Annotated in this window: 13 protein-coding genes; all 13 read left to right on the top strand. The window is 41.4% G+C overall.

What is annotated here, in order from left to right; all coding sequences use genetic code 11:
- The first annotated feature begins 171 nt into the window (after positions 1–171).
- Positions 172–318, top strand: coding sequence for a Flp family type IVb pilin (locus tag QZ998_RS16710; protein WP_296562038.1), 147 nt, complete (start codon positions 172–174; stop codon positions 316–318).
- A gap of 180 nt (positions 319–498) precedes the next feature.
- Positions 499–909 (top strand): TadE family protein, encoded by a 411-nt coding sequence (locus QZ998_RS16705; RefSeq protein WP_296562036.1) that lies wholly within the window; start codon positions 499–501, stop codon positions 907–909.
- The gene (locus QZ998_RS16700) at positions 910–1938 is read left to right on the top strand and encodes a pilus assembly protein TadG-related protein (protein ID WP_296562035.1); all 1029 of its coding nucleotides are present in this window, start codon (positions 910–912) and stop codon (positions 1936–1938) included.
- Positions 1939–2004: 66 nt separating this feature from the next.
- Entirely contained in the window at positions 2005–2673 is a 669-nt protein-coding gene (cpaB, locus tag QZ998_RS16695) for a Flp pilus assembly protein CpaB (protein ID WP_296562033.1), read from the top strand.
- Positions 2674–2733: 60 nt separating this feature from the next.
- Positions 2734–3885: an AAA family ATPase gene (locus QZ998_RS16690; RefSeq protein ID WP_296562032.1), complete on the top strand. Its 1152-nt coding sequence runs from the start codon at positions 2734–2736 to the stop codon at positions 3883–3885.
- Between the two features lie 26 nt (positions 3886–3911).
- Positions 3912–5255 carry a CpaF family protein gene (locus QZ998_RS16685; RefSeq protein ID WP_296562030.1) on the top strand — a complete coding sequence of 448 codons (1344 nt, stop codon included), beginning with the start codon at positions 3912–3914 and terminating at the stop codon, positions 5253–5255.
- 23 nt (positions 5256–5278) lie between these two features.
- Positions 5279–6211: a type II secretion system F family protein gene (locus tag QZ998_RS16680; RefSeq protein ID WP_296562029.1), complete on the top strand. Its 933-nt coding sequence runs from the start codon at positions 5279–5281 to the stop codon at positions 6209–6211.
- A gap of 20 nt (positions 6212–6231) precedes the next feature.
- Entirely contained in the window at positions 6232–7146 is a 915-nt protein-coding gene (locus QZ998_RS16675; RefSeq protein ID WP_296562028.1) for a type II secretion system F family protein, read from the top strand.
- A 12-nt stretch (positions 7147–7158) separates the two neighbouring features.
- A complete protein-coding gene (locus tag QZ998_RS16670) occupies positions 7159–7506 on the top strand; it encodes a DUF192 domain-containing protein (RefSeq protein ID WP_296562027.1) in 348 nt (115 codons plus the stop codon).
- Positions 7507–7527: 21 nt separating this feature from the next.
- Positions 7528–8421: a hypothetical protein gene (locus QZ998_RS16665; RefSeq protein WP_296562026.1), complete on the top strand. Its 894-nt coding sequence runs from the start codon at positions 7528–7530 to the stop codon at positions 8419–8421.
- Positions 8422–8492: 71 nt separating this feature from the next.
- On the top strand, positions 8493–9368 hold the full coding sequence (locus tag QZ998_RS16660) for a universal stress protein (protein WP_296562025.1): 876 nt from the start codon (positions 8493–8495) through the stop codon (positions 9366–9368).
- A gap of 180 nt (positions 9369–9548) precedes the next feature.
- Positions 9549–10373 (top strand): ABC transporter substrate-binding protein, encoded by an 825-nt coding sequence (locus QZ998_RS16655; RefSeq protein ID WP_296562023.1) that lies wholly within the window; start codon positions 9549–9551, stop codon positions 10371–10373.
- Between the two features lie 192 nt (positions 10374–10565).
- A partial coding sequence (dprA, locus tag QZ998_RS16650) for a DNA-processing protein DprA (RefSeq protein WP_296562021.1) occupies positions 10566–11508 on the top strand: 943 nt, incomplete at its 3' end.

Here is an 11508-nt window from a genome sequence, read left to right as displayed (position 1 = left end):
ACCCAACGCGCGCGGAGAGGTTTTTCCGCACTGCTGGCAAACAAACCGGGAAATCGTTAACGACATATGCAAATTATACTCACAAGACAAAAACCGCACGCTTCATTAAAGATCACCCCCAAAAAATCAAACCAAAAGGAGACGAAAGAACTGAAAACCGTATTTACACGAATGTTAAGAGAAGAAGATGGACAGGGCATGGTTGAGTATGGACTCATTATCGCTGGGATTGCCTTAGCAGCGATTGCCGCGATCTGGTTATTAGGCCCACAAATTGGTCAATTCTTTACCGATATCGGAACCCAATTAGCAGCATAAAGCCTAAGGTAGTTATTGTGTTTACTGTGAAGAAACCAGTGGCATATTGGCAACGTCAGAGTAGAAATTTCTGCCAGACGTGATCAATATGCCTTTTTTAATGAACCGAAAAATCGCTATTATTTTTTCAAATTAATCGTAGCAAAATAAAGATCATTTTATAATGATCGGGGAGGAAAAATGCTTACAAACATAATCAAATGGATTAAAAGAGAAGACGGCCAGGCCGTTGTCGAACTTGCAATAACCTTACCAATTTTGATTATGATTTTGTGTGCAATCATCGATTTTGGTTGGTTATTTATGAATCAGAATAGTATTGATTATGCTTCCCGAGAGGGCGCCCGCTATGCGATCGTTAATGCTTCCAGTAAAACTGCCATAGAAGCCCATATCCGGGCGATTGCGCCGGACAACATTGCCAGCACAGCCACTATTACCGTTACCTTTACCAATACTTCAAATCCGCGTTTGGGCGATGTCATTGTTGATATCAGTGATGACGTTAATATATTAACGCCGATTGTGGGCGTTTTTGTTCGGGGTGAAACGATGAATCTTTCTTCATCCTGCACTATGAAGGTGGAATAAATGAAAAAACGAATTGAATTATTAAAAAAACATCTGTCGCGATTTGATACAAAAGGTAACGAAGACGGCAATGTATTGATTATTGTGGCGATATCGATGGTGATGATATTAGGCATGTTAGCTTTGGTAATCGATCTGGGCTTGGCCTATTTAAGCACTGGTGAACAACAAAAGGCAGCCGATGCAGCGGTCTATTCATCGGGGCGATTGCTACCGATTGAAACCGGCAATTTGACAAAAATAAATCAAATTAAAAATAGTGCCATCAATTATGCCAACCTCAATGGCTTTGAGAATTTAAGCCAGGATGATATTATTTTAGGTAAGGTCAGCAACGGCCAGTATACTGAAATACGGGTAACTGTTGATGAATCAGTCCCGATGTATTTTGCCAAGATATTTGGGATTGACTTTCTGGATCTCTCAAGAACCGCTGTTGCAAAACTTTCCCCGGTTATCCGAACAACTGGCGTTGTTCCGATTGGGTTAACAAAAGATGAGATCGAAAACCGGATAACCAGTAATAATTTAACTCATGTGACCTTAAAATATGGGGTTCACAGTGGCTCGACTTCTTTCTTTGGAGCTTTAGATCTCGACGGAAAAGGGGGCGGGGCCAGCGATTATCGGATTTGGATTGCTCAGGGCTATGCCGGCGAAATCAGTGTCGGGGATATTCTGCTAGAAGAAAGCGGAAACATGGTTGGCCCGACTTATCAGGGCTTTGAAGAAAGGTATGACGCCTGTACCCATTTTGGAGCCTTATCCGGTGGTCCCGGTTGTACGGTGGAAAATTTCGAACCATCCTGCCCAAGGATTGTAAAAGTGCCCATTTACTCTTTCGGAACAGATAAGAAAACGGTGGTGGTGGAGGGATTTGCGGCCTTTTTACTGGAGCATCAAACCAATGACGGCTATATCACCGGTTCCTTTTTAAACATGATCTCCGATGGCGCATCTTCTGGACATAATGTTGGCGAAGGATCGGTAGGCGACTTTGGCTTATATAGTCTAATCTTATCAGAATAATAAATATTTAGCCAAACTTTGGGTAGATAGATTAAAAGCGCAGTGATTAAGTGAATGGAGAAATCGATGAAAAAACTCATAGTAATAGCATTGTTTGTTTCAATAATTACCGGTATCGCGGTTTTTCAGTTTGCCACCTCGCTAGAAAAGGGCAGCCGCTTAAAAACACAGCCTGTCGTGCTGGCGACACAAACGATCCCCAAAGGAACCATTATCCAAAAAGAAATGCTAAAAACTTCCGAGGTGCCTATTGAAGCGGTTCACCAACTATCAATCGGTAACCAGGATGATATCTTAGGTCGGATTAGCAAAGAAACGATCGAAGCAAACGAACAGATTCTGACAAGTCGGCTAAGTGATATTAACCAGGAGAATGATAATCTGTCCTACTCGATTGAGCCAAATTATCGTGCGGTGACCATTCTTGTTGACGAGGAAAAAGGGGTTGGTGGTTATTTAACAAAGGGCGATCGGGTTGATCTGGTGACGGTTTTACTTACTAAAGACGGAGCAACTTCACAACTTGTCGTTGAAAACCTCGAAATTATTAAAATCGGGCCACTTGCTTCCGGTGATAAGGGCGGCACCTACACCTCGGTAACCGTATCTGCACCTGCTGCTGACGTGACGAGAATGAATTATGCTTTAGCGATTGATCCTCAGCCACGATACCGCCTGGTGTTGCGTTCTCCTGTTGATAATGACACCTTAGGCCAAGCGCCATTTAGTCCCTAAACACATCAACGCGCAAGAACCAAAATTTGCATAACTAATTAAGAGAATCTGGGGGGTACAATGGAAAAGATCAAAGTAATGATTATCGGGAATAATGACAACCGCATCTATGAAATCAAAAGCCTGCTTGGAAGTGATAAGATTGCCTTTATCGGATTTTCGAAGCAGGATGAAAGTGTTTTGGAGAAAGCCATTAGTATCAAACCCCATGTGATTATCATTCAGTTTGATGATGAATATAGTGATGCCATTGATTTGGCAGAACAAATCTATATAAAGATTCCCGGCTGTGCGGTAATCTTCTTATGTGATCGTTTTGATGTCGGGATGCTTGAAAAAGTCATGCTTGCCGGGGTCAGAAAAGTATTGCAATTTCCAATTGACGTTGAAACACTAACCGAAAATATTGAATTGGCTCATTATATGGAAAGATCTCGCCTGGAAAATGCCGATTCCTCGGCTTCTAATAACATGCAATCACGAATTATTACGGTGTTTGGTGCAAAAGGCGGGATTGGCAAGACCACGATCACCGTAAATTTAGCCGTGGCACTGGCTAAAATGGGCAAAAAAGTAGCGATCATCGATGGCGATCTGCAATTTGGCGATGTCAATGTTTATTTTGACATCGATCCCAAGGATACCATCTCAGAATTGTCCCAGGGTAACGATGCCGGCGATATTGATGCCATTAAACGGATGATGGCGCTCCATTTTTCTGGGGTCAGCCTTGTCTGTGCCCCTAAAAGTCCCGAATATGCCGAGTATGTCACGCCTAAAAACATTGAAACAATGATCAACACAATGCGCCCCTTCTACGATTATATTTTGATCGATACCGCCCCGATGTTTAGCGATATTACGATGGTTGCGATTGAAAATTCCAATCTGGTGCTGTTGGTTTCGGTGCCGGATATTTCAACCTTGCGTAATACCAAAATTACCCTTAATATCCTCGACTCGCTGCAGCAGAAAGAAAAAACGGAATTTGTTATCAATCGTTTAACAAAAGGTCTGATCAGTCTTAAGGATATGCAGCGGGTTTTGAATGAACCGCTTAAAAATACCATTACATTTGACTTTAAAACGGCGATTACCTCACATAATAAGGGGGTTCCGATTGTCTTGGATGCACCTAAATCAGAAATCGGCAAGGATCTAAAAAAACTTGCTAATTATGTCGTCAACACAATCAATCAACGGGTTAGTTAATAAAAATCAAGAGGTGAGGTAAACACATGGGACTTCTGGAAAAAATGGAACAACAGCGACTGGGACAGAAAGACAAGTCCCAGGAAGAAGGAAAAAAGGAAATTATTCACATTGATATCCATCAGGATTTAAAAAACAGAGTCCATCAGGAAGTGATCAATGAAATTAACAGTAGCAAGGGTGATAAGGTCGACAAAGAAAATCCGATCGAAATATTAAGAATTTTAGAAAACGTCATGACTGCTGAAGCTGAAAACGTTAACCGGCTTGACCGTAGCCGCATTACAGAGGAACTACTCAATGAAATCATCGGTTATGGGCCGCTTGAGGTACTACTAAATGATCCGGACATTTCTGAAATTATGGTTAATGGCTATAACCGCGTTTATATTGAAAAAAGTGGTAAAATTCAATTGTCACAGGTGGTTTTTAAAGATAACCAGCATGTCTTAAATGTCATTGATCGGATTGTTTCGTCAGTCGGCCGCCACATTGATGAAGCCAGTCCGATGGTCGACGCCCGCCTTAAGGATGGCTCGCGGGTGAATGTCGTGATTCCGCCACTATCACTGGTCGGCCCGGTTATTACGATTCGAAAGTTCTCAAAGAAGCCGATTACTACCGATCAATTACTGGCTTATGGATCAATTTCTAAAAAAATGCTGTCCTTTTTGGAAGCCTGCGTTAAAGGTAAGCTAAATATTATTGTCTCTGGCGGAACCGGCAGTGGTAAAACAACCATGCTAAACGTTCTTTCAAGTTTTATCCCCGATAACGAACGGATCATCACCATTGAAGACTCCGCCGAGCTTCGCTTATTGCAGGATCATGTCATTACCTTAGAAAGCCGCCCCTCCAACCTCGAAGGAAGAGGTAAGGTATCGATTCGCGAACTGGTTGTCAATGCCCTACGGATGCGGCCAGACCGAATTATTGTTGGTGAAGTCCGGTCTGCTGAAACCATCGATATGCTTCAGGCCATGAATACCGGCCATGACGGCTCGTTGACCACAATTCATGCCAATACCCCCAGAGATTCGCTGTCCCGAATCGAGACGATGGTTTTAATGTCGGGGATGGATTTACCGCTGCGGGCAATAAGGGATCAAACCACCTCAGCGATCGACGTCATCATCCAGCAATCCCGCCTTCGCGATGGCACCAGAAAGGTTGTCAATATTACTGAGGTCACCGGATTAGAGGGCGATGTGATCGTCATGCAGGATATTTTCAGTTATGAAATGACTGGACAATTAGATACCGATGGGAAATTTAAGGGGCGCTTTAAAAGCATGGGAATAAAACCCCGGTGTTTGGAAAAAATTGCCCATAACGGGGTAATGATCAATGATGATTGGTTTATTGAATAAAGAAACGGCAATGAGGTAATAAAATGAACGCATTAATACTCACCTTACTGATGATGGCAGCAGTTTTTTTTCTGGTATTGTTACTGCTGTACGCCCTTTCAGCCGAACAGCGTCAGATGCAAAAAAGATTTGATGCGATGACAAGCAAGGGGAATTTCGATTTGGCCAGTATCACCAGGGTCAAAAAAAACCGAAATAAGTCTGATCATAAGGTTTTGAAAAAACTCGAAAATGACCTGGCCATGTCCGGAATTCTGATCAGACCGTCCGAGTTTTTGATATTCTGGATTGCCTTAGCGATCATCCCTTCGAGTTTACTTTTTATGCTGGGCAGTAATATCATCTTTGTCATCATGGTACTCGTGTTTGGATTATTAACACCACCTCTGTATGTCAACAAAAAAAGAGCCAAGCGGGTCGAATTGTTTGAACAGCAGCTGATTGACGCGATCAGCATCATGAGCAGTAGCCTAAAGGCCGGACTGACTTTTCAACAGGCGCTAGTCAGTATTTCGACCGAAATGCCCGATCCCATCTCCGAAGAGTTTGGGCGGGTTGTTAAAGAACTAAAATTAGGAAGCTCAATCGAAACCTCGCTGACCCGCCTTTCCGACAAAATCGGGAGTCAGAACTTTATGATGATTGTTTCAGCGATTCTGATCCAGCGTCAAACTGGCGGTAATCTCTCTGAAATTTTGACAAGTATCTCAGGAACCATCAAAGAACGCTTTAAAATAAAGAACGAGATCAAGGTTTTAACGGCGACCGCCAGAACATCAGGGCTGGTGGTTGGCTTAATGCCAGTTGTAATTATTCTGGTTTTTATGCTTTTTAATCCCGACTATGTGACAATATTTTTTGAATCAAATCTTGGTATCGCCATGATTGTTATTGCAATGATTATGGAAATTATCGGCTACCTGTTGATCAGGAAAATTGTCAATATAAAATTCTAAAAGCGACGAGGTGAAATTTAATGCGATTTTTAGCAGTAAGTGTTTCAGCGCTACTTTTTGTGCTAATCTTAATCATTTTTTATAATCAGGCAAAGGTTTCAGACACCAAAAAGAAACGACTTGATGCGATTAAAAAACGCAATAAAAATGATCTCCAAGATGAATTTGAAAAGCCTTTTTTTCAAAGGGTTATTTTACCGATCTATCAATCATTGATTAAAAATTTGTCATCGCTGTTCCCCAAAAAAAGCGTTTCCAAAAACAACAAAACCGAAACAAACCTCAGGCATGCCGGCTTGCAGCTGGCCGTCAATGAATATAATGCCATTCGGCTGGTGGTTTTTGGGGTCTTTTTTATTGGCGCATTTGTTGTCACTATCTTTACCCGATGGAATCTACTAAATGAATTATTATTGATATTTATCAGCATGTTAACTGGCATAATTGCCCCGGTATTATTTATGAAAATTAAAATCAATAAACGTCAAAGCGCTATTTCTGATGAGTTGCCCGATATCATGGACATCTTATGTGTTACCATGGAGGCCGGCTTAGGGTTTGATTCAGCGCTAATTAAAATCGGTGAGCGTTTGAGTGGGGTTCTAGTTGCGGAACTAAACATCGTTCACTCAGAGATCAACTTTGGCAAGCCACGAAAAGATGCCCTCAAAAGTTTGGGCGACCGTAATTCAGTTGAAGAGTTAAAGAGCTTTGTTGGTTCAATCATTCAGGCTGAACAATTAGGGATCCCGATTAACCAGGTATTAAAAGCACAATCCGAAGAATTGCGTACCAAACGCAGGCAAAGAGCTGAGGAAAAAGCGATGAAGGCACCCGTCAAAATGATGATTCCCTTAGTTTTTTTTGTGCTGCCGGTTTTATTTATCGTTCTTTTGGGACCAACAATATTACAGCTTGTTAAACAGTTTGGATAAGGGGTATAATTAATGAATAGATGCGTGGTGCAAAGAGATGAGTCGATATTATTTAGTGATGTGAAAATAGCTGATCATTTCGCTGCGCGCTTGATTGGTTTATTAAAAACAGCGGGTCTCAATGAAAATCAGGGGCTTTTGTTAAATAAATGTAGCCAGATCCACACCTTTGGGATGAAATTTTCGATTGATGCGATATTTTTGTCTAAAGATGGGGAAATACTCCATATCGAGAAAGCTTTGGCTCCGGGAAAAGTCAGCCCTCATATCAGTAAAACAGTTTGGGTACTGGAAGTCAGATCAGGATCCTGTGATCGCTTAAAGATTGACTTAAACCAGCAGCTCACAATCAGTCAGTAATTTAGAAAGGTATGATTAGCAATGGCAAAAAAATCGGAACAATTAACCTTAGATGAATTAAGAGACAAGTCCGTTCAATCGAAAACAAAATTGTCTTTTGGTAAAGAAATGAACGGCTATAGTAAAAAACAAGTAACTGAATATATCGATAACTTATCTGAGAACTTGCGCAGCGCCGAAGAATCCTTTAACAGCCGGCTTGACGAGTATGCTGCGATGATCGCGATGCTAAAGCAGGAACGCGATCAATATGGGGAAATGTATAATCTCTGCAAAAGTTCAAAAAGTGACATGTCAGATCAGCTTGACGAACTAAAAAAAGAAAATCAGGCATTGAATCAATTAATTAACGAACGCCTTGTCGATGATACTGCTACTCCGGTTGCTGAATTAATTCCTGCTGCTAGTGAAACCGAAACACAAAATAAGCTTAATGAATACCTGATTTATGAACAGGAAAGTGTCGAATTGAAGGCACAGCTGCATCAGTTAAAAGCGATGGTTAAAGATCTAAATGATGAGCTTAATAGCTATGCCAGGGAGAATCTTATCGATGCGGGATCCGGTCTTTCAGCTGGTGGACAAACGCAGCCGGCTAGTCGCGTTTTAGAAAGTCAATATCAGGATATCCTTAAGGAACGCAGTGCCTTGTTAGCTGAAAAAACGCATTTACTTGAAGAGAATAAGACCCTGGTCAGTCAGGTGACTGATTTACAGGAACAATTAGATCGCTTTGATTTAACTTGCAAGACCCAAATAGAAGTGGCGCTGTCAATTTATAAAAGCAATGCCGATCAATACATTAAAAGCCACCGAGAAATGCGGATGCAGTTAACCAATAACCTGAAGAATTCTTTGGCTTTGATCGACAGCGATGATGACAGCCTACTAAATCTCACCGCAGAAGAACGATAAATACTGCCAATCAGGGCTAACCTAAGGTAATCCACTATTATTACCAATTTTAATAAACGAGGAGGTCGCATATGTTTGATCGAATAATCGTTGTTTCTGAGCTTTCAAATGCATCATCTGAGATGGTTAAATGCGTTCGCAGCCTGCGGAAGCTTGGTGCTAAGGCCTGTTTGCTTGTCCAATGTTTTAACCCCCAGGATGTCGATACTGGCGTTAACTCTTATTTAATATCGATTTTCAATGAAAATTTAAAGAAACAGTCGGAAATTTTAAAAGATCACGGATTTACCGTCAAGACACGCATTATTTCCGGCAATATTAAGCAAGAGATCAATCAGATCGCCGAGGAAGATCAATCTTCCTTAATTGTTGTCGGTGCCGAGAAGCATTCACTGGTCAGTTCACTGTTTTTAGGTGGGATTGCTTATAATATTTTGTATGGGGCGACAAAACCAATCTTGGTCGTGCGCGAGCAGCACAAAGAACAATTGCCGGAAGATGAAAGTGACTTGACCCGTCATCTTTTATTTCCGACAGATTTTTCAGAGAATGCTGATATCGCATTTGAACAAGTCAAGGAAATGGTTAAAAGCGGCGTTAAAAAAGTGACCATCTTCCATATTCAAGATGAATCTAAAATTAATCCCTATCTTTTGCATCGTTTGGTTGAATTTAATGAGCTTGATCATGACCGGCTTGAAAAACTCAAGCAAGAACTGCTGGCACTAAATGATGTCGAAGTCGATATCCAAATACGCTATGGCGCGCCAACCTCAGAAATAATTAAACGTGTTGCCGAAGAAAATATCCCCCTGATTGTCATGGGAACACAGGGTCGGGGCTTTATCAAGGAGATTTTTTTAGGCAGTGTCAGTCATAATATTGTTCGTCATGCCTCCGCTTCAGTGCTGTTGATTCCAGGGAACCGGGAATCAGAAGGACGCTAAGATAATCGCCAAAACAATTAAACAGTTGGATTCCACCACAAAGGGGGATTCCAGCTGTTTATTTTATTGAGATAAATGCTTAGATAAATGCTTAGATAAATGTTTTGGACAAATAATACTTGAATTTTTATGCATTGCAAAATATAATGTAAGACAGTTTACACAACAAGGAGGAAAAAAATGAAAAGAAAAAGTTATTTACTGATCACAATGGTATTGGCAGCGACACTATTACTAACGGGGTGTGCCGGTAATTCAGCCAGTAGTGAAGATCCGCTGGCCGATGGCGTTTTGACTGCCGGAACAAATGATATGTATCTGCCACTAGAATTCCGGGATGAAAACAATGAGCTGGTTGGATTTGACATTGACCTGGGTGAGGCACTGGCAGAGGAACTTGGGGTTGAAATGAAGTGGGTACCAACTGCTTGGGACGGAATTTTTAACGGTCTGAATGCCAACCAGTATGACATTGTTTTATCTGGAACCAGTATTACTGAAGACCGCTTAAAGGGATTTAATATGACTGATCCTTATCTTGCTAATGGGATCGTAATTGTCTCTCGTACCGACGCAGCGCAAGCTAAAACACCAAAAGATCTGGCTGGTAAAACGGTCGGGGTTCAAATTGAAACCACTGCTGACTACGCCGCTGAAGCTTTAAAAACCCAGGAAGGTGTTGAATATACGGTCAGTAAATTTGATGCCATGCTTGACGCCTTTGCTGCCCTTGAAGGAAAGCAGATTGATAATATCATGACCGATATCAGTGTGGCTCAGTTTTATACCACTTTAAAACCAGAGGTCTATGCGGTATCTTCCGATGTCTTATCAAACGAACCGATCGGTATAACTGTTCGAAAAGCTGATACAGCCTTCAACGAACAATTAAATACAGCTCTGGACGCCTTGCGAGAAAAGGGAAAACTAACAGAGATATCAATGAAATGGTTTGGCGAGGATGTCACCCAAAATATTGATACGAATTTAAAAGTTATTGAGTAATTATTCGTTTTAAGTGTTTATCATAATTATTCTTTGGTCCCTGCGCTGAGATGAGATTCTGGCGCAGGGGCTTTTTATTTGCAAAGACTTTTGATTACCATTATACTGGTGTTAAGATAATCGATATCAATATTGATTTTGATAAGAAGGGAAACTGGAAGGATGAAGGATTTAATTTATTGGATATGGTTTATGCGTCTTGAAAAAATTTCAGTCAAACAAAAAAATATCCTGCTTGAACAATTCATATCCCCAGAAGTGATTTTTTCATTGAGTGCTGAAAGTCTTGCAAAGACAAAAATCATTGACCAAAAGGCATTGCATTATTTTGATCAGGACAGATCACTCAAAAAAGCCCAAGCAGATTTATCTTACCTGAAAAAAAACAATGTTCAATTTATCACCCGCTACGATCCCAAATTTCCGACATCGCTTTCAAACCTTTATATGCCACCCTTAGGCTTGTATGCCAAAGGTGATCTATCTTTACTCAATGCACCACTATCGATTGGGATTGTCGGTTCGCGCAGCCCAACGGTGGCCGGCGAAAAGTTTGCCCGACTATTTGCCCAGTCGCTATCATCCCGTGGGGTTACAATCGTCAGTGGTTTAGCCGCTGGCATCGACGGCCAGAGTCATTGGGGCAGTGTCAATGAAGTGGGCAGCACGATTGCTGTTCTTGGTACCGGGATTGACCGGTGTTATCCCTACGCCAATCAAAAGCTCTTTGATCTGATGACCGAGAAAGCCCTGATTATTTCAGAATTTAATCTCGGTGAAAAACCCCTGCCCTTTCATTTTCCCCAAAGAAACAGGCTTATTAGTGGGCTGTCACAAGGAATTCTAGTGATTGAAGCCCGCAAAAAAAGCGGTTCATTAATTACCGTCAACCATGCATTAGAACAAGGCAAAAACGTCTACGTGATTCCCGGTGATATTAGTGGATCAAACTGGGCGGGCGGCAATCAATTACTGAAGGAAGGCGCTAAACTAGTCACCGAGCCGAATGATATCCTTGAGGATTATATTATTTTTGATCAGCCGATCAATAAAAACGTTGATAACAACCATCAGCCAACCCTAAAACTGACTGATCCCGATCAGCAGTTGCTTTATGATCTGATCAACAAGGGCT

The organism is uncultured Acetobacterium sp. (assembly GCF_927416815.1).
Taxonomy (GTDB): Bacteria; Bacillota; Clostridia; order Eubacteriales; family Eubacteriaceae; genus Acetobacterium.
The sequence above is the reverse complement of the archived record's forward strand: the minus strand, read 5'-3'. Positions and strand labels throughout refer to the sequence as shown.

What these genes read in the sequence shown, in the direction of transcription:
- QZ998_RS16710 (WP_296562038.1), top strand. Translation starts at nt 172, where the DNA reads ATGTTAAGAGAAGAAGATGGACAGGGCATGGTTGAGTATGGACTCATT.
- QZ998_RS16700 (WP_296562035.1), top strand. Translation starts at nt 910, where the DNA reads ATGAAAAAACGAATTGAATTATTAAAAAAACATCTGTCGCGATTTGAT.
- cpaB (WP_296562033.1), top strand. Translation starts at nt 2,005, where the DNA reads ATGAAAAAACTCATAGTAATAGCATTGTTTGTTTCAATAATTACCGGT.
- QZ998_RS16685 (WP_296562030.1), top strand. Translation starts at nt 3,912, where the DNA reads ATGGGACTTCTGGAAAAAATGGAACAACAGCGACTGGGACAGAAAGAC.
- QZ998_RS16705 (WP_296562036.1), top strand. Translation starts at nt 499, where the DNA reads ATGCTTACAAACATAATCAAATGGATTAAAAGAGAAGACGGCCAGGCC.
- QZ998_RS16690 (WP_296562032.1), top strand. Translation starts at nt 2,734, where the DNA reads ATGGAAAAGATCAAAGTAATGATTATCGGGAATAATGACAACCGCATC.
- QZ998_RS16680 (WP_296562029.1), top strand. Translation starts at nt 5,279, where the DNA reads ATGAACGCATTAATACTCACCTTACTGATGATGGCAGCAGTTTTTTTT.
- QZ998_RS16655 (WP_296562023.1), top strand. Translation starts at nt 9,549, where the DNA reads ATGAAAAGAAAAAGTTATTTACTGATCACAATGGTATTGGCAGCGACA.
- QZ998_RS16660 (WP_296562025.1), top strand. Translation starts at nt 8,493, where the DNA reads ATGTTTGATCGAATAATCGTTGTTTCTGAGCTTTCAAATGCATCATCT.
- QZ998_RS16665 (WP_296562026.1), top strand. Translation starts at nt 7,528, where the DNA reads ATGGCAAAAAAATCGGAACAATTAACCTTAGATGAATTAAGAGACAAG.
- QZ998_RS16675 (WP_296562028.1), top strand. Translation starts at nt 6,232, where the DNA reads ATGCGATTTTTAGCAGTAAGTGTTTCAGCGCTACTTTTTGTGCTAATC.
- QZ998_RS16670 (WP_296562027.1), top strand. Translation starts at nt 7,159, where the DNA reads ATGAATAGATGCGTGGTGCAAAGAGATGAGTCGATATTATTTAGTGAT.